General features: G+C 61.5%; 21 protein-coding genes, 2 tRNA genes and 1 pseudogene. 8 read left to right on the forward strand and 16 right to left on the reverse strand.

Features of this window, described 5'->3' with window-relative positions; all coding sequences use genetic code 11:
* Window positions 1-1,046: 1,046 nt before the first annotated feature.
* Window positions 1,047-1,238, forward strand: coding sequence for a hypothetical protein (locus FEM01_RS00330; RefSeq protein ID WP_138217300.1), 192 nt, complete (start codon window positions 1,047-1,049; stop codon window positions 1,236-1,238).
* 121 nt (window positions 1,239-1,359) lie between these two features.
* On the opposite strand, the gene FEM01_RS00335 is transcribed toward FEM01_RS00330, so the two are convergent.
* Window positions 1,360-2,277, reverse strand: a complete 918-nt coding sequence (locus FEM01_RS00335; RefSeq protein WP_138217301.1) for a LysR family transcriptional regulator — start codon at window positions 2,275-2,277, stop codon at window positions 1,360-1,362.
* Window positions 2,278-2,376: 99 nt separating this feature from the next.
* Here FEM01_RS00335 and FEM01_RS00340 point away from each other — a divergent pair, with 99 nt between their 5' ends.
* Window positions 2,377-3,138: a sulfite exporter TauE/SafE family protein gene (locus FEM01_RS00340; RefSeq protein WP_138217302.1), complete on the forward strand. Its 762-nt coding sequence runs from the start codon at window positions 2,377-2,379 to the stop codon at window positions 3,136-3,138.
* Window position 3,139: 1 nt separating this feature from the next.
* Here FEM01_RS00340 and FEM01_RS00345 read toward each other — a convergent pair whose 3' ends face one another.
* The 6 genes from FEM01_RS00345 to FEM01_RS00360 form a co-directional block, all read right to left on the reverse strand.
* The gene (locus FEM01_RS00345; RefSeq protein WP_138217303.1) at window positions 3,140-4,555 is read right to left on the reverse strand and encodes a GGDEF domain-containing protein; all 1,416 of its coding nucleotides are present in this window, start codon (window positions 4,553-4,555) and stop codon (window positions 3,140-3,142) included.
* 143 nt (window positions 4,556-4,698) lie between these two features.
* A complete protein-coding gene (locus tag FEM01_RS00350) occupies window positions 4,699-6,528 on the reverse strand; it encodes an SLC13 family permease (RefSeq protein ID WP_138217304.1) in 1,830 nt (609 codons plus the stop codon).
* Between the two features lie 142 nt (window positions 6,529-6,670).
* Window positions 6,671-7,066: a glycine zipper domain-containing protein gene (locus tag FEM01_RS00355; RefSeq protein WP_138217305.1), complete on the reverse strand. Its 396-nt coding sequence runs from the start codon at window positions 7,064-7,066 to the stop codon at window positions 6,671-6,673.
* Between the two features lie 71 nt (window positions 7,067-7,137).
* Window positions 7,138-7,314 (reverse strand): hypothetical protein, encoded by a 177-nt coding sequence (locus FEM01_RS24095; RefSeq protein WP_171030880.1) that lies wholly within the window; start codon window positions 7,312-7,314, stop codon window positions 7,138-7,140.
* A 141-nt stretch (window positions 7,315-7,455) separates the two neighbouring features.
* Window positions 7,456-7,602: a hypothetical protein gene (locus FEM01_RS24100; protein WP_171030881.1), complete on the reverse strand. Its 147-nt coding sequence runs from the start codon at window positions 7,600-7,602 to the stop codon at window positions 7,456-7,458.
* Window positions 7,603-7,742: 140 nt separating this feature from the next.
* Window positions 7,743-8,039: an RcnB family protein gene (locus tag FEM01_RS00360; RefSeq protein ID WP_138217306.1), complete on the reverse strand. Its 297-nt coding sequence runs from the start codon at window positions 8,037-8,039 to the stop codon at window positions 7,743-7,745.
* A gap of 117 nt (window positions 8,040-8,156) precedes the next feature.
* Between FEM01_RS00360 and FEM01_RS00365 the strand changes: the two genes are divergently transcribed.
* The gene (locus tag FEM01_RS00365; protein ID WP_138217307.1) at window positions 8,157-8,507 is read left to right on the forward strand and encodes a hypothetical protein; all 351 of its coding nucleotides are present in this window, start codon (window positions 8,157-8,159) and stop codon (window positions 8,505-8,507) included.
* 51 nt (window positions 8,508-8,558) lie between these two features.
* Here FEM01_RS00365 and FEM01_RS00370 read toward each other — a convergent pair whose 3' ends face one another.
* The 4 genes from FEM01_RS00370 to FEM01_RS00385 form a co-directional block, all read right to left on the reverse strand.
* The gene (locus tag FEM01_RS00370; protein WP_138217308.1) at window positions 8,559-9,326 is read right to left on the reverse strand and encodes an SDR family oxidoreductase; all 768 of its coding nucleotides are present in this window, start codon (window positions 9,324-9,326) and stop codon (window positions 8,559-8,561) included.
* Window positions 9,327-9,358: 32 nt separating this feature from the next.
* Window positions 9,359-10,426 (reverse strand): phosphotransferase family protein, encoded by a 1,068-nt coding sequence (locus FEM01_RS00375; RefSeq protein ID WP_138217309.1) that lies wholly within the window; start codon window positions 10,424-10,426, stop codon window positions 9,359-9,361.
* 201 nt (window positions 10,427-10,627) lie between these two features.
* On the reverse strand, window positions 10,628-10,945 hold the full coding sequence (locus FEM01_RS00380; protein WP_003257405.1) for an SCP2 sterol-binding domain-containing protein: 318 nt from the start codon (window positions 10,943-10,945) through the stop codon (window positions 10,628-10,630).
* 56 nt (window positions 10,946-11,001) lie between these two features.
* Window positions 11,002-11,712, reverse strand: a complete 711-nt coding sequence (locus tag FEM01_RS00385; protein ID WP_138217310.1) for a histidine phosphatase family protein — start codon at window positions 11,710-11,712, stop codon at window positions 11,002-11,004.
* Between the two features lie 200 nt (window positions 11,713-11,912).
* On the opposite strand from FEM01_RS00385, the gene sohB reads away from it, so the two are divergent.
* Both sohB and FEM01_RS00395 read left to right on the forward strand, forming a co-directional pair.
* Window positions 11,913-12,932, forward strand: a complete 1,020-nt coding sequence (sohB, locus tag FEM01_RS00390; protein ID WP_138217311.1) for a protease SohB — start codon at window positions 11,913-11,915, stop codon at window positions 12,930-12,932.
* Window positions 12,933-13,076: 144 nt separating this feature from the next.
* Window positions 13,077-13,150: transfer RNA gene (locus FEM01_RS00395), tRNA-Cys, on the forward strand.
* A gap of 102 nt (window positions 13,151-13,252) precedes the next feature.
* On the opposite strand, the pseudogene FEM01_RS24320 reads toward FEM01_RS00395, so the two are convergent.
* Both FEM01_RS24320 and FEM01_RS00405 read right to left on the reverse strand, forming a co-directional pair.
* A pseudogene (locus tag FEM01_RS24320) lies at window positions 13,253-13,333 on the reverse strand (tyrosine-type recombinase/integrase); the annotation flags it as partial.
* Between the two features lie 18 nt (window positions 13,334-13,351).
* Window positions 13,352-13,774 carry a hypothetical protein gene (locus tag FEM01_RS00405; protein WP_138217312.1) on the reverse strand — a complete coding sequence of 141 codons (423 nt, stop codon included), beginning with the start codon at window positions 13,772-13,774 and terminating at the stop codon, window positions 13,352-13,354.
* Window positions 13,775-13,836: 62 nt separating this feature from the next.
* Here FEM01_RS00405 and FEM01_RS24105 point away from each other — a divergent pair, with 62 nt between their 5' ends.
* Complete coding sequence (locus FEM01_RS24105; protein WP_171030882.1) at window positions 13,837-13,980, forward strand: hypothetical protein; 144 nt, start codon at window positions 13,837-13,839, stop codon at window positions 13,978-13,980.
* A 309-nt stretch (window positions 13,981-14,289) separates the two neighbouring features.
* A complete protein-coding gene (locus FEM01_RS00410) occupies window positions 14,290-14,478 on the forward strand; it encodes a hypothetical protein (protein ID WP_138217313.1) in 189 nt (62 codons plus the stop codon).
* A gap of 27 nt (window positions 14,479-14,505) precedes the next feature.
* On the opposite strand, the gene FEM01_RS00415 is transcribed toward FEM01_RS00410, so the two are convergent.
* From FEM01_RS00415 to FEM01_RS00425, 3 genes are all read right to left on the reverse strand, one after another.
* The gene (locus FEM01_RS00415; RefSeq protein ID WP_138217314.1) at window positions 14,506-14,919 is read right to left on the reverse strand and encodes a DoxX family protein; all 414 of its coding nucleotides are present in this window, start codon (window positions 14,917-14,919) and stop codon (window positions 14,506-14,508) included.
* Window positions 14,920-15,082: 163 nt separating this feature from the next.
* Window positions 15,083-15,167, reverse strand: a tRNA-Leu gene (locus FEM01_RS00420).
* A gap of 134 nt (window positions 15,168-15,301) precedes the next feature.
* Complete coding sequence (locus FEM01_RS00425; RefSeq protein ID WP_138217315.1) at window positions 15,302-15,514, reverse strand: hypothetical protein; 213 nt, start codon at window positions 15,512-15,514, stop codon at window positions 15,302-15,304.
* Window positions 15,515-15,756: 242 nt separating this feature from the next.
* Between FEM01_RS00425 and FEM01_RS00430 the strand changes: the two genes are divergently transcribed.
* The gene (locus FEM01_RS00430) at window positions 15,757-16,917 is read left to right on the forward strand and encodes a two-component system sensor histidine kinase NtrB (RefSeq protein WP_240791693.1); all 1,161 of its coding nucleotides are present in this window, start codon (window positions 15,757-15,759) and stop codon (window positions 16,915-16,917) included.

The raw sequence follows: 16,917 nt of genomic DNA on the forward strand, positions 1-16,917 counted from the left end.
CTGCAAAGCGAGGGCAGCGGTATGCAACGGTTCCATGTCGGTCTCTGCGTCTAGGCATCCATGCCGTTGTAGGAAAACCAGCAAGTTATCAGCACAGTCTTGTGCAAAATACTGATTATTCATACATGATCGCTGTAGATCGGATGTTGCCTACTGGCTAGTAGGAATAGTCCTGCACAAAAATCAGGCGAGCCTGAGAGCTCGCTATGCGCCTACCTAACCCGTGGGCCTTATGAATTAAGGGGTGTAGCGATAAACAGGGTGTTTTCAACAATACCGGGCGAGTATCCGGTTAAGGTTCACTTAGAAATGAAATGTTGCAAATGCTGCAGCTGCCATCCGGGTCCCCACAAATCGCCGCCCGTGGTGCATTGACGCACGGCGGTGAGTGGCTCACTGAAAGACTTTCCATGCAGTGGTTACGGCGCCAAGAGGGAGTATTGGCCCGGGCGCCAGGATGAAGAGTCGACATAGGCTTACCAGGCACAAATGCGGCGCGTTGAGCGTCGCGGAGGTTCGCCACAAAGTCATCTGATATGGTTTTTTTCCTTTAACCTGAATCTGTAACCGTATCAGCTGTCGGCCCACAATCCATCCCAGGCCCAGCCTTGCGAAGCGGCGTGCTGGGCAGGCTGGCCATCATCATCAGCGGCCAGCACCGCCGTTCAGCCATCACACTGTAGAGGTTCCGATGGGCAAGCTCGCGCTGTTTCTGGGTGGTTTCCTGTTTCTGACAATTCTGATCGGCCTGCTGGGGACTATCCCGCCAAGCTGAACCGTCTGTTCGCGATCGCTGTGAACAGGCCTATCGCAGGCGCAGGACAAACCGCTGGCAGGAGTGTGCCCATTGCCCAAGCGGCGCTGACCTCATAGGCGGTAGACACATTGTCCATCTCGCCCCTCCAGCGTTGTGGCTCAAGGCCATTACTGCTGGACAAGCGGTAGTTTCCAATCGTTCTCAAGGTTCAGGTGCTCGTGTAATCTCCGCGGCCGTTACAGGCCCGGAAACACGGGTCGATCCACCTGCCTTGGAGTCGATGAACACTATGGAACGCAATAAGGGCACTGCAGCGATGCTGGAGTGGCGCAGTCGTTTTCTCGGCGAAGGCATCCTCCATGAAGATGACTACGACCAGGCGTTGCGCCGTGCCGAAGAGCTGGAACATGCTGGAGTCATCAGCACCAGCGAGTGGGTGGAATTGGTTCGACTGGCTAATGCGGCGTTGCTGCGCCTGTAAAAATTCCTTCGAGCTACGTTGAAACTGTCCACAAAAATCGTGGGTAGGTCTGTGGATAAAACGCTACAGGCCAAGTTTCACAGGGCTTCCGTTAGATTGAACAGAAATTGAGCAGCCCTGTTCAGGGCTGTTTGGACTCCAGCGGGGCACCTGCGCGCAGGGCCTGCAGCAGCTCGCGAACCCGTGGCGCTAACGCACCTGCGGGGTACACCGCATGCATCTGTGGGTCATGGCCAGTACTGGAGGTGAGGCGGTAGTCCGGGCATACCCGGACCAGCCGCCCGGCCTGGACTTCAGGCTCGGCCAGCCAGTCGGCCAGGCGCGCGATACCGGCCCCAGCCAAGCAGGTATGCAGCACCGCGACACCTGAACCCAAGCGCAACCTTGGCTGTGGCCGAAGGCTGGTGATCTGCCCGTCACGACAGAAATGCCAGGCCTTGAGGATGCGTGGCGCGGTATGCAGGATCAGCGCGTGCTGCTTCAAGGCGTCGATGTCCGGGGGCGTGCCTTCACGGGCCAGATACTCGGGGCTGGCATACAGATGACGTGAGTAGTGCCAGAGTGGGTAGCCGATCAGCTCGCTGGATTGGGCAAACGCGCCGCGTATCACGACGTCGAAGCGGCCTTGCAAGGGGTCGAGGGCCTGGTCGCTGAATTGCACGTCCACAGTCATCTGGCGATGGCGCGCGCAGAACCCGGCCAGCACCTGAGGCAACACCCGACTGGCCAATACCTCGGGCGCTGCCAGGCGAATCCAGCCTTGTGCGGTTCCGGTTAGCGCTGCGAGTTCGTCAGCCGCATCGCGTTGCACATCCAGCAAGCGTTCGGCATGTGGCAGCAGGCGCTCGCCCGCTTCGGTGAGTGTCACCGCCGTGGCGTTACGGTTAAACAGCTTGGCCCCGCTGTTGTCTTCCAGCGCCTGTATCGCGCGCGTAACGGCGCTGGGTGAGCGCCCCAAGGCACGCGCGGCCGTGACGAAACTGCGTTTGTGCGCAACGCTGACGAACGCTTGTATCTCGCGCAGCATGTCCAGCGCCATGGTCGATCCTCGTTGCAGTTATTGCAACGTGGCATTTCAACACAAACGCTGCGCTTTGATTAGTCTGGCAAGCCTGTTTCTCGCCACCCGGACACCCGTATGATGGATATCGCCCTGCTTTCACTGTTCGCCTTCGCCGCTGGCCTGATAGACGCTGCCGTCGGCGGCGGTGGACTGATCCAGATTCCGGCGCTGTTCAATGTGTTGCCCGCCGCGCAACCTGCGGCGCTGCTGGGTAGCAACAAGCTGGCTTCGGTGTGTGGCACAAGCTTTGCGGCGCGTTCATTCATTCGCAAGGTGAAGTTGGACTGGGGCTTGATCGTGCCTGCCGCGCTGAGCGCGTTCGTCATGTCGTTCTTCGGCGCAGCGACCGTGTCGCTGGTGCCGGCCAGCGTGATGCGGCCGATGGTGCTGGTGCTGATCGTATTGATGGCGATCTACACCTTCTGCAAGAAGGATTTTGGCACCCTGCACGCGCCCAGCGTGATTGGTCGTCGCGAGCAATGCCTGGCGGTGCTGATCGGGGGTGCGATTGGCTTCTACGATGGCCTGTTCGGGCCGGGCACTGGCAGTTTCCTGATTTTCCTGTTCATTCGCTTCTTCGCCCTGGATTTCCTCCACGCCTCGGCCTCGGCCAAGCTGGTCAACATCGCGACCAACCTGGCGGCGCTGGTGTTCTTCATTCCCTCGGGCAACGTGCTATGGGCCATCGCCTTGCCCATGGCCGTGTTCAACATCCTCGGTGCGCTCACTGGAACCTGGCTTGCGGTGCGCAAGGGTGCCGGTTTCGTGCGTGGGCTGTTCCTGGTGCTGCTGTGCGTGCTGATCGCCAAGCTGAGTTGGGACCTGCTGATGGCCTGAGTCAGCCCTGCTGGCGGCGGCCTTCAGCCTGCTCGACGCGGTTGCGGCCGTGGGCCTTGGCGCGGTACAGCGCCCGGTCGGCTTCGGCCAGCAGCGCGTCGAGGCTGGGGGCGTTGGTATCGGTGGCGCAGCCAGCAAGGCCGATGCTCACCGTGATCGGCAGGCGCTGGCCGGCTTCGCTGATATGCAGGTCCTGCACGGCGCGGCGCAGGCGTTCGGCGGTGAACTGCGCCAGCTCCGGCGCCAGCCCCGGCACGATGATGGCGAACTCTTCACCCCCAAGCCGGGCGAACAGTTCGCTTTCATGCAGTTGCTCACCCAGGGTCAGGGCGAACTGGCGCAGCACTTGGTCGCCCACGGCATGGCCGTATTGGTCGTTGATGCGTTTGAAATGATCGATGTCGAGCATCATCAGGGTCAGCGGCGCCATCGGGGTGCACTGCTGTCGGCTCTCCAGCAGCTGATTGGCGCGGCGGGTGAATGCACTGCGGGTAAGGGTGCCGGTCAGGTGATCGACGGTGGCCTGGTGGGCCAGGCGGGCCATCAGGCTACGGTTGGCATGGCTGACACACGACACCACCAGGGGGCCGAGTACCAGCATGGCGATACCTAGGCGTGCCGACATCAGAGCATTCACGCCTGGTTCGCTCTGCGGCACGCTGAAGTGCATGAGGTTTTGCGCCACCGCAACGATCAGCGTGCTGCCGGCGGTCAACGCCTGCAGTGCGACCAGAAACGGCGAGTAGCTCAGCGCGCACCACAGCAGCGCGGCAATCGGGAAGGCAATCGCGCCAGGGCCGCCAAAGGCGATGCTCAGTGTCAGCGAGGCCAGCAGCACCAGCAACGGGGCCAGGCGGATCCGCTGCGCGGCACTGCGGCTGAACGCATGCGGCGAAGGTGCGGTGAGCAATACCGGCAGTACCAGTACGCTGGTGGAGAACTGCTCGCTGAACCAGGCCAGCCATGTGGCACGCAGTGACTCCTGAAACCAAGGCGCGGCCATCACGCAGGCCAGGCTCGCCGCGACCGCCGCGCCGGCACCGAACAGGCAGAGGGTGCCATGCGGTGTGCGCAGGCGTCGGTGAATACGTGGCAGGCGCGCCATCGCGAACCAGATGGTGACGATTGCGCCAAGGTTGCACAGGTTGAACCACAGGGCGGGCCGCCACGCGCTGGCACAGGCAAGGTCAGCGATGACCATGCCTAGGTAAATCAGGGCGAAACCGCTTGGGCTAGCCAGGCGGGGGTTGCGCAGCAGTACCCCGGCGAGCACCGCATTGACTGGCCAGAACAGCGAGAGGGATTCGATTGGACGGGCCAGAATCCCCGCCAGCGTCAGGGCGAGGGTCAGGCCGAACAGGGCCAGGGGCAGCAACAGGCGTGATGGAACGGGAAACACCATGGGCTCGACCGGCAGGCAAAAACTGAATCCAGGAAAACGACCAGAGGCACCTGGGGCGATATCGTGTCAGTGTGTTTCAAGTAGGTAATTGATGTCAATTCGCCGCAATCGGCGGTTAATTGCTCAGGAATGAAGGTTTCAAGCAGCGGCTTGGGGTGTCAGAACCCGAATAGCCACGGCACCATCACCACGGTCACCGCCATCACCAGCAGTGTGAACGGCACGCCGAGTTTGACGAAGTCGGCGAAGCGATACTGTCCAGGCCCAAGCACCAGCGTGTTGACCGGCGACGACACTGGCGTCATGAACGCCGCCGACGCTGCCAGTGCCACGGTCATGGCGAAGGGGTAGGGCGACAGGCCCAGCTGCTGTGCGGTACTGACCGCCACAGGGGCCATCAGCACGGCTGTGGCGGTATTGGAAATGAACAGGCCAATCACTGCCGTGAGCGCGAACAGGCAGGCCAGCATCGCTTGGGGGCCTGCGCCGCCCAGCACATTCACCAGGCCACTGACCACCCAGTCGATGCCGCCAGTCTTCTGTAGCGCGAGGGCGAAGGGCAACATGCCGACGATCAGTACCAGGCTTTGCCAATGGATGGCACGGTAGGCGCTGTTCATGTCAATGCAACGTCCCGCGCCCATAAGCAGACAGCCAATCAGGGCAGCCAGTACGTTTGGCACCAGGCCGCTGACCATCAAGGCCACCATCACTGCAAGGCTTAACAGGGCCAGTGGTGCCTTGGTACGTGCCGGGGCCACTTGGTCGACTTCGGCAGGCAGGCTCAGGACTAGGAAGTCGCGTGGCTTGGCTTGCAGTTGGCGTACCGCTTTCCATGGCCCGACCACCAGCAAGGTGTCGCCCAGGCGCAGTTTCTCCTCCACCAGTTGTTCGTCGATGGCGAGCTGATCACGGCGCAGGCCAACCACGTTGAGGTCGTAGCGCGTACGAAAGGCCAGTTCCAGAATGCTCTTGCCGATCAATTGCGAGCCCGGTGGCAGGGAGACTTCCGCCATACCCAATTCCTGGGATTGGTCGATGAAATAGGCGGCCTTGAAGTGCAGTGGCTCAAGCCGCATGGTTTGGCACAGGTTGCGCAGGTCGTCACGGTTGGCGAACAGGTCGAGCAGCAGGATGTCGCCTTGTTGAAGCAGCGTGGCCGAATCGGCGCTGATCACCCGCGTGGTGAACTTGTGCTGGCGCTCGATGCCGATCACGTTGGCGCCGTGTCGCGTACGCAGCGCCAACTCGCCCAGGGTGTGGCCGATGAGGGGCGAATGTGGGCGGATGCGCAGGCGCCGTTCGCGGCCGCTGAGCTTGTAGTCAAGGACCAGATCCAGCAGGGTACGCCGGGTTTCCGTACGACCGTCCTTGCGCACTTCACCCTTGAGCCAGTGGCGGGTCAGCAGCATGTAGCCGATGCCCAACACCAGCACCACCAGGCCGAATGGGGTGAAGCTGAAAAAGCTGAAGCCGGCCTGGCCATGGCGCACCAACTCGCTATGCACCACCACGTTTGGCGGTGTGGCCACCAGGCTGAGCATCCCGCTGATCAATCCGGCGAAGCTCAGCGGCATCATCAGCCGGCTGGGCGAGAGTTTCAGGCGCGCGGCGATGCTCAGCACCACGGGAATGAAGATCGCCACCACGCCGGTCGAACTCATCACCGAACCCAGGCCGGCCACCGCCAGCATGAGCAGCACCAGCAGCCGCGCCTCGCTGTTGCCGGCCCGTTCGCTCATCCATTCGCCGATGCGCAAGGCGATGCCGGTGCGCACCAGTCCCTCGCCGATCACGAACAGGGTGGCGATCAGCACCACGTTAGGATCGCTGAAACCGGCCAGCGCCTGTTCCACGCTGAGGATGCCGGACAACGGCAGCACCAGAATCACCAACAGGGCGACCACATCCATGCGCGGGCGGTTGATGATGAACAGGATGACGACGACGCAGAGCAGGCCAAGGACCCAGAGCAGCTCATGGTTCATGGGGAGGGGTGTTCCTTCACACAGGGCACGATCAGGCAATGCACCAGTGTGGCAGCTCTAACGAGAGGCGTCGTTGACGTGCTGCAATGTTTTTACCGGCAGGGTGCCTCGCAGGCTCGCCCGCGAGGCGTGAAGCGTGCGATCAGTGGCGGTGGTGACGTTTGTGCTTACGGCTGCTGCCGTCGTTGTCGCCCATGTGGTTGCCGATCGCGCCACCGGCAGCGCCACCCAGGCCGGCGCCTATGGTGGAGCCGGTCGAGCCGCCAAGCTTGCCGCCGATGAACGAGCCACCTGCAGAGCCCAGGCCGCCACCGAGGGCCGCTTCGGTACGGTTGCCCTTGTTCGCGCCGACCGCGCTGCCGGCGGCGCCGCCGAGGCCTGCGCCAATCAGGGCGCCGGTGCTGCCACCGATCTGCTTGCCGACCACGTTGCCCAGCGCACCACCCAGGCCGCCGCCAATTGCCGCAGTACCGTCTCCGGCAAAGGCGCCCTGGCATAGCAGCAGACCAAGAGCAAGGGAGGGCAGAGTCAGACGCATGTTGTGAACCTCGGAGGAATCATCAGGGAGAGTGGTCGCCGTGTGCGGCGAGCGGTGAGGGAAAAGACGCTTCAGCGGTAATCGCGGTCACGGTACGCGCGACGGTCGTCATCGCGGTCGTAGCGGTGGTGAGGGCGATGGTCGCGATCACGCCAGCCGTCGTCGCGGTCGTGGTAGTGGTGGTGATAGCAGCCACCAAGCGACAGCAAGGCGGCGATCAACGAAAGGCTCGCAAGGCGCGGGAGCATGATAGAGGTCCTTGATCTGCAAGGGTTTACTGGACGCACCCTGAGACCTGGATCGTTCGATTTGGTTCTATGCCGCACAAAATTATTGCGCGGCCTAGAACCGTTGCTCAATTGGCGTGGAGGGAGAAGAGAGGCGCGGCTTCAGCGGCGATAATAGCCGTGATCGTAATAGTGCGGATGGCCCCAGCCGCGCCAGCCGTGATCGTGATGATGATAGGGGTAGACGACGCAGCCGCCGAGGCTGAGCAAGGTGGCGAACAGCGAAACGCAAACGATGCGCTTGATCATGATGGGTTCCTTGAACGGTAAAGGTTTACCGGACACCTCATCAGACCCGAACGCGTCGATCTGGTTCTTGCGTACAGCGGCGCGCACCGCGCCAGCCGATGACCGGCGCGGTGTCGTGCTGGCGTTGCAGCGCCTGAGGTTCAGGACGCGGGGTGGATGGCCAGCACGACGCCGTTGGTGATCTGCACCAGCACGTAGTGTTCGCCCATGCGTACCCAGTGGCTTTCCTTTTCCGGGGCAGGCAAGCCTTTGGCGTGCCAGTCACGTATGGCTTGGTCGTCGCGCTTGTACTGATCGGGTGCTTTATCACCGACCTTGAGTTCGCGATTGTGGGTTTCGGGGGCTTGGACGCTTTCTTCGCGGGATTCAGCCGCGGTGGCGGCCAGCGGGACGGTGCTGGTCAGCAGCAGCGCGCAAAGCAGGGTGCGTGGGGTCATGTGCAGTCCTCTGGATTCAAGGGGGTGTTGTTGTGCGACAGCATCTGGCGCCGAACAATTCACTCCAATGCGGCGCGGTGCTAGAGTCGCTTTCTTTTTTGCCCCTGAGGATGGAACATGCGAGCGATTCTGCCGATGACTGTGGCGCTGCTGCTGATGGGCTGTGCGTCATCGACCATGGAGGCGGCCCGCAATGGCGCGCCGAACGCACGACTGGACTCGCACAAGACCCCGGACGTGGTTGCCCAGTGCATCCAGTTCAGTTGGCAGGAAGAAAACGCCTTTGGCGTCGATGCCAGCGGCTACTTGCAGGCGCGTAAGGCCGGTGGCTTCACCGTCTATACGCGTGAGGCCGAGTCGTTCGTCGATGTGTACGCCCAGGCCGGGGGAACACGGATCGACTACTACGCGCAGAAGGACGACCAGATGTCCCTGCGCCGCCGCGCGGCAGCGGCGACCTGCCTGTAACGGCCAGGCAACGCCCACAGGTTTATGGTGTGACGCTGTGGGCGTGGTCCCTCAGCTCAAGAACCCGCCATCCACATTCAACGCAGTGCCTGTGGTGTAGCTGGATGCCTCGCTTGCCAGGTACAGCACCGCGCCGGCCATCTCGCTCGGGTCGGCCACCCGCTTGAGTGGGATTTGCTGCAAGGCCGCCGTGAGAATCGCGTCATTCTTCACCAGTGCGGATGCGAACTTGGTGTCGGTCAGCCCTGGCAGCAAGGCGTTGCAGCGAATGCCGAACGGCGCGCACTCCTTGGCGAACACCTTGGTCATGTTGATCACCGCCGCTTTGGTCACCGAGTAGATACCCTGGAACAACCCCGGTGATACGCCGTTGATCGACGCCACGTTGATGATGCTGCCCCCGCCGTGCTCGCGCATCAGCTTGCCGGCCTCCACCGACATGAAGAAATAGCCGCGGATGTTCACATCGACGGTCTTCTGGAAGGCCCCCAGGTCGGTGTCCAGCACATTGCAGAACTGCGGGTTGGTTGCTGCGTTGTTGACCAGGATATCGAGACGCCCGAACTGTTCGCGGATACCGGCGAACACCTGCTGGATCTGCTCGATTTCACCGATATGGCAGGCTACTGCGGTGGCCTTGCCGCCAGCGGCAATGATCGCCTCGGCCACTTGCTGGCAGCCGTCGAGCTTGCGGCTAGAAACGATCACATGGGCACCTTGCTGGGCCAGCAGGTGGGCGATGGCTTCGCCGATGCCGCGACTGGCGCCGGAAACGAAGGCTATCTTGCCGTCGAGGTCGAACAGATGGGTCTTGGACATGCCGGGTTTCCTTGTGTAGGGCGCTGCCAGGGTTACAGGCCGGATTTGTCGATCAGTTGCAGGCTCATCTGCTCCAGCAGGCGGTTCATGTGGATGAACTGGGCGAAGCGCTTGTCCTGCGTCTGGCCGTGGAAGTAGCGGTAATAGATCTGCTGGACGATGCCCGCCAGGCGGAACAGGCCGTAGCCATAGTAGAAATCGAAGTTGTCGACAGCGATGCCGGCGCGCTCGGCGTAGTAGTCGACGAACTGCCGGCGTGTGAGCATGCCAGGGGCATTGCTGGGCTGGCGGCGCATCAATTGCACCGGCGCCGGATCGCCTGCCTCGATCCAGTACGCCAGGCTGCTGCCCAGGTCCATCAGCGGGTCGCCGATGGTGGCCATCTCCCAGTCCAGCACGCCGATGATGCGCATGGGGTTGGCGCTGTCGAGAATCACGTTGTCGAAGCGGTAGTCGTTGTGAATGATCCCCGGATGCGGGTGGTCAGCCGGCCGCTTCTCGCGCAGCCAGCCGATCACCTGCTCCCAGCTCGGTGCATCGGGGGTCAGCGCTTTTTCGTAGCGTCCGGCCCAGCCTTCGATCTGACGTTCCACGTAGCCTTCGGGTTTGCCTAGGTCAGCCAGGCCGCAGGCGCGGTAATCCACTTGATGCAGCTCGACCAGGCGTTCGATGAAGCTCTTGCACAGTGCTTCGGTGCGGCTGGCATCTAGGTTCAGCGCTGCCGGGATGTCCGAGCGCAGGATGATGCCCTTGACCCGTTCCATCACATAGAACTCGCTGCCGATCAGCGCTGCGTCGGTGCAGTGCGCATAGGCCTTGGGGCAGTAGGGAAAGCCTTCGTTGAGCTGGTTAAGGATGCGAAACTCGCGGCCCATGTCGTGAGCCGACTTGGCCTTGTGTCCAAACGGTGGGCGGCGCAGAACGAATTCGCGATCCGGGTAGGCCACCAGGTAGGTGAGATTGGAGGCGCCCCCAGGAAACTGGCTGACGGTCGGATAACCTTGCAGGCCGGGCACATGTGTCTTGAGGTAGGGGTCGATGACGCTTGCATCGAGTTCTTCGCCGGGGCGTACCTGGGTGGACTGGTCGGTAAGCGTCATGCGATTTCCTTATGATTCTGAGCAAGGACTATTGGCTAATCTAATTTCCTGCCAAGACTGGTACAAGCGTAGCAATGGCTTATTGGCCAGGGTGTTGCTGGGCAATCACTGCCCCTGATGAATGCCAGCCTTTGGCCAAGCCAAAAAAAACCGAAGCGCAGGTGGCTTCGGTTTTCTTGGAGGAGCGATGCGCCGCGCCGATCAGGACGGGAACAGTTCGCTCAGTTTCATCGACAGCATCATGTCGCCTTCGACGCGCAGTTTGCCGCCCATGAACGCCTGCATGCCGTCGGTTTCACCGCTGACGATGCCTTTGAGGGTTTCGCTGTCCATCACCAGGGTGCAGTTGGCGTCTGGGTTTTCGCCTTCCTGCAAATCGCAGGTGCCGTCCTTGACGATCAGCGCGTAGTGCTTGTCTTCGTCGGTGATGTTGAAGCCGAATACCAGGTCCAGGCCAGCGGCCGCGGAGGGGTTGAACTTCTCTTGCATCTTCTTCACGGCATCAGCTACGGAGGTCATGGTGCATTCCTTATAGAGTGATATTCACATCCCCGCAGGGACAAAACAGGCCGGGCTCATCGATAGGTAATGAGTTCCGGCGCCCTCAACAACTGCACATGGGCTTGGCTGTTGAAGGAAGCCAGTGCCACGTCGCAGCCGCGGAATTTCAGCTGGCTGAGCGACGTGTTGATGATTTGCCAGTTCAGGGCGAATGCCTGGACTGGGGTAATACCGGTGGTCAGGTGGAGCAGGGTGGCAATCGTGCCGCCGGAGGTGAACACGGCGATATCGTCGCCGCTGGCTGCGCTGTCCAGCAGGCGTTGCAGCCCCGCGCTGACGCGGCCGGTGAAGGCCTGCCAGGTTTCCAGTTGAGGGTCCTCGGCATGCTCTGCGGTCAGCCAACGCTGCACCATCAAGGCGAACAGGCGCTGGAACTCGCAGCGGTGCGCCGCGCCGTTGCGCAGTACGTGCAGGGCCTCGGGCTCGTCCGGCAGCAGGGCAGGCAGCAGGGCACGGATGACCCCATCGGCGTCGAACTCGTTGAACGCCGCATCGGTTTCGATGGCAGGTGCTTCAGCCTGCTGGCCCATGGCCTGCAGCGTGAGCCGGGCGGTGTCCTGCTGGCGGCGCAAGGTGCCGGCCACGCAGCGATCCAGGCGTAGGCCGAGCCGGCCCAGGTACTCGCCGAGGGCGACGCTCTGGCGTTCACCCACGTCAGACAGGACGTCGTAGTCGTCGGCACCGAAGGAGGCTTGGCCATGTCGGATCAGGTAGAGGTTGCCCACGGAGAAGTCCGGCCCGGTTGAAGGTTGTTGCGAGGTTAGGATGCCCCGGGCAGGCTGTCAACGAAAAAGCATACAAGCGTTTGAAAAGGTTGTTTGAACTGTGTTGCCGGCGTTTTCCCTGGCTGGCAGCGAGGTTGGCGCACCGGTATGCTTGGAATCGTTTCGTGCCCAGAAGGGCGTTGGTCTATCAAGGAGTCAATGTGGAGTTTCTTGCCGAATACGCAAGCTTTCTCGCCAAAACCGCCACGCTGGTGATCGCCATTCTGGTGGTGCTGTCGGCTATTGCCGGCCTGCGCGGCAAGGGGCGGCGCAAGCCGGGTGGGCAGTTGCAGGTCACTCGCCTCAACGAGTTCTATAAAGAGCTGCGCGAGCGCCTGGAATCGGGCCTGTTCGACAAGGTCGAACTCAAGGCCCTGCGCAAGCAGCAGGCCAAGGCCGAGAAGCAGCAGAAGAAGAAAAAGCCGGAAGAGAAGCGTCGGGTGTTCGTGCTCGACTTCGACGGCGATATCAAGGCCTCGGCCACCGAAAGCCTGCGTAACGAGATCACCGCGCTGCTGACCCTCGCCACCCCTCGTGACGAGGTGGTGCTGCGCCTCGAAAGCGGCGGTGGCCTGGTGCACAGCTACGGCCTGGCGGCCTCGCAACTGGCGCGTCTTCGCGAGGCGGGTATCCCACTGACGATCTGCATCGACAAAGTCGCTGCAAGTGGCGGCTACATGATGGCCTGCATCGGCGAGAAGATCGTCAGCGCGCCGTTCGCCGTCCTGGGCTCCATCGGCGTCGTCGCGCAGCTACCTAACGTCAATCGCCTGCTCAAGAAACACGACATCGACTTCGAGGTGCTCACCGCGGGCGAGTACAAGCGCACCCTCACCGTGTTCGGCGAAAACACCGAGAAGGGGCGGGAGAAGTTCCAGGAAGACCTGGACATCACCCACCAGTTGTTCAAGGACTTTGTCGCCCGCTACCGCCCGCAGCTGCACATCGATGAGGTGGCTACGGGCGAGGTATGGCTGGGCATCGCTGCGCTGAACCGCCAATTGGTGGACGAGCTGGGCACCAGCGACGAGTACCTGAGCAAGCGAGCCCGCGAAGCCAACCTGTTCCACCTGCGCTTTGCCGAACGCAAGAGCTTGCAGGAGCGTATCGGCGTCGCCGCCAGTGGCGCGCTGGAGAACACCCTGGTCGGTTTGTGGAGCAAGCTCGGGCGGCTGCGCTAACACCTTGAACCCCTTGAAGATTTTTTTCTGAAAGGGGGTTGCAAGGTGGGCCGAATGTGGACATAATGGCGTCCATCGAAACGCAGCTGACTTGAAAAAGCCCAGCGGTTTCAAGGAGATAGCGAAAGCTGTATCCGACTTTGAGGCCGAGTAGCAAAGTGGTTATGCTCCGGATTGCAAATCCGTCTACGCCGGTTCGATTCCGACCTCGGCCTCCACTATTCGAAAGCCCCGCAGATTAACGTCTGCGGGGTTTTTCTTTGGGCGATAGAAAATCTGATCGTTTCCGCATCCCAAGGCATCGTTTCGGCATCAGCCCTCTACTTGGTCGGGCTCACTACTTCGCCGACCCGACGATAAACGCGCTTGGTGATTTCCTCTTTGGAGTGCCCAAGCAGCCGACAAGGTTGATGAGGCTCTCAATCGGGTAGTGCCGTAAGCTCGCCCCTCTCACCACTCTTACGACTGCGGTACTCAGTGACGCCGAGCATGATTGCTGCTGTCAAGCCCGGCATCAGGAATGTGAGTAAGACCGTGAGATCCCAGTTCACTGCCGCGCTGCATGGAAAGGCCCAGAGAGTCGCCACGATCACCGCGGCGATAACCCGCCAGTCACGCGGGTGTTTGGGGTGGCTCGCCATCGATGCTGCATAGGCTTTCCAGCAGCCCCATAGGCTCGGTATAGATATGACGATTACCGCCACTGGCAAAGCGGGGTTGTTCAAATAAAGGATTGCGGTGACCAAATAAACTAACCCCCAAACGAAGATGAGTGTCACCGGAGCAATTCCGACGATCGCGCCAAGCGTGAGGGTAATGCGAATCTTGGTTAGTTTGGTCATCCCGATCCCTTCGGAGCCATCTCTTCGCGGGTAGCATAAGTCCGCCGCGCCAAAAAATCGACATGCGCCATTTTGTGGTGCCAACACGGCGAGAGGGCTTCACCATGGGCAACCAGCGCAAGAAGATCGCCAGCTATCGTGACCTCACCTATAACGAGATCGACAGCATGCACTCGATCAAGGCCTTGGAGCCCGATGTCGGGTGAGCTGTTCGGGTAGATCGGCAGATTGAAGGCGTGGATCAGCGTACCTTAGCTACGTACACGGCGGTTCAAATTATGCGGTTAAGCCGGTTGATCGTATCAGCGGGGCGCAGCAGCGGTGGAAGTCGGTGCAGAGCTTTTGTCGGACGACGCTTTTTAAAAAAAGCCCGCCACGCAAGGGCGGGCAAACGTCGTTTTGAAGGGAGAGGCTCAACACTGCGCCTTGGCGGTTAAGCCAGGGTTAACGCCCATGGGATTGACCGGCTGCCGTGATCGGCTTATACAGGCGGGCTGTAGCCACCGGAGCCTGCGATGCACGACGAAGACGACCTGCACGAACCCGAGCACGATCACCTGCTTGACCCTGAATTCCATGACGCTTTCCAGCCTGAGGCTGATGCCTATGGTGCACTCGACGACGCCGAGGAAGACGAAGCCGGGTTGGACGACTTCGACGACGAAGACGATCACCCCGCCTGGCACGACGACTGCGACGACTGAATCGGCAGGTGTGCGTGCTGGTGTGGTTCAGCGTCGGTCAAGGGAATAGCGGCCTGGCCCTGAAACGGCTAAGGCCAGTAGCCCGCCGATGATGCTGAGGTTTTTCAGGAATTGAGTCATGTTGGCACTGCGCTCAGGGTCCACCATGTTCCAGAAAGGGTGGCCGATCAGGGCGGTGCCCAGCACGAACAGGGCGAACAGCAAGGCCAGTGGGCGGGTGTAGAAGCCCAGGATCAGTACGATACCAATCACGAACTCCATGATTACCGCGACCGCTGCGGCGAGCGTGGGCATGGGGGCACCGAGCGAGGTCATATAGCCGACGGTGCCTTCGAAGCCGTTCAGCTTGCCCCAGCCGGCGAGCACGAACAGGGTCATCAGCAGGATGCGGGCGAGCAGCAGGATGATGTCGCGTTGCCCTTCAAGCAGTGCATGGCGCATGGCGGCGCTCCGGTGGACGGTGACACTGTCCACTCTAGCAGCTGGGCGGCGGATTTCCGGCGTTTAGGCGGGCAAGTGCTGTAAAGATCAGAGGAAAAGCAGCGTTGGCGGCGAGTAGTCTCGCAGAGACAGCCAAGTGCGGGTCGCGAGGGGGTGCGAGCGATGGTGCCCCGAGCCGGACTCGAACCGGCACACCTTGCGGCGGCGCATTTTAAGTGCGATGTGTCTACCAATTTCACCATCGGGGCGCGATGGGCAAGCTGCCGATTAGACACGAAATGTATGCGCAAATCAACGTCTTAGGGTGCAAGCAAGGCTCAGGCAGCCGACCATCGAGGTCTTCGCCGGCGCTCGCATTGCAAACCCTCACGAGCGCGGGTCCTCAGGGGGTGATCCCCTGGGCGATATCGCGCATTTCACTTGCGGTTTCCCGCAGATCCTGGGCGTGGCCATCGAGGGTGCGCGCCTCGTGCCGGTGGATTGAATAACGCAGGTAGCGGGCGTGGCCATCGAGGGCTTCGGACAGGCTTTCCAGGTCGCTTGCGGTACTCAAGAGGTCGTCCTGCAGGTCTTGCATGCGGGGTTTGGCGGGCATGTGACATCCTTGTATGCGGACATGGCAGCTCACTATAGGGCAATTGGCAAAGCGCAGCTATGACACTAATACCCGCCGACCGCCGCCCTTCGAATACATCAGCATGCGTGCTTGTTGCACGGCCAAGTGGCACAATGTCTGGGCGTCCCGAAGGCGGGGGCGGACTGTCATCGATAGTCACGATGGGGGGCGTTGCTTTTGGCTACGCTCAACGGTGTCCTTCGCGGTACATGGGGTATTTCATGGTTTCAACGGACCGCACCAGCCCCACGGTCATGTCTGAAACGCGCTATGAACAGCTGGTTCAGGCCGTGGTCGATTATGCCATCTACATGCTCGACCCCACAGGCCATGTGGTGTCGTGGAACGCCGGCGCGCAACGGATCAAGGGCTATTGCGCTGACGAGGTGATTGGCCGGCATTTCTCGTTGTTCTTCAGCGACCACGACTGCGCCGAAGGGCGCCCTGAACGCTTGTTGCGCCAGGCTCTGGAGCAGGGCGTGGCGCAGGACGAGGGCTGGCGGGTGCGTAAGGATGGCACGCAGTTCTGGGCGTTGGCGGCGCTGGATGTGATTCGTGATGAGCATGGCGAGGTCATCGGCCTTGCCAAAATCACCCGTGATATCACCGATAGGCGTGAATCTACGCTGCAGCTGGATGCCATGCGTGCGCAGCTGTTCCAGGCGCAAAAACTCGAAGCGCTGGGGCAACTGACCGGGGGGCTGGCCCATGATTTCAACAACCTGCTGACCATCATCCTGAGTTCCGCCCGGCTGGCGCTGGCTAGCCAGGATCCGGCCCGCGCGCGGCGTTTGCTGGAGCACATACTGGCCGCCGGCCAGCGAGGCACGGACCTCACCCAGCAACTGCTCAGCTTCGCCCGGCATCGGCAACTGAGCGTGACCTGCATCGCACCGCTACAGGTGGTCGCCTCTACCCGAAGCATGCTGGAGCATGCCTTGCCCCGGAACATCGATCTGATTGAACAGGTACACGCCGACCTGCCTCTGATCGAGGTGGATGCGGGCCAGTTGCAGATGGTGTTGCTCAACCTGGTGTTCAACGCACGTGATGCGATCAGCGGGCGGGGTCAGATCCGCCTGGTGGTCGAGCAGGTGCGCTTGGCTGGCGAAGTGGAGGGCCTGCATGGCCTGTTCGTGCGCTTCGAGGTGCAGGATGATGGGCAAGGCATCGATCCGCAGGTATTGCCGCGCATCTTCGAGCCCTTCTTTACCACCAAGGCGTTTGGCAAGGGCACCGGTCTTGGCCTGAGCCAGGTATATGGTTTCGCCAAGCAGAGCAATGGCGCCATCAGCGTGACCAGCGCTCTGGGCGAGGGGACCTGCATGAGAGTGTACCTGCCCGCATGCGTGGGCACCGATCAGCCTTCCACTGATGGATAG

It is taken from the genome of Pseudomonas mosselii, from assembly GCF_005796105.1.
GTDB lineage: Bacteria > Pseudomonadota > Gammaproteobacteria > Pseudomonadales > Pseudomonadaceae > Aquipseudomonas > Aquipseudomonas mosselii_C.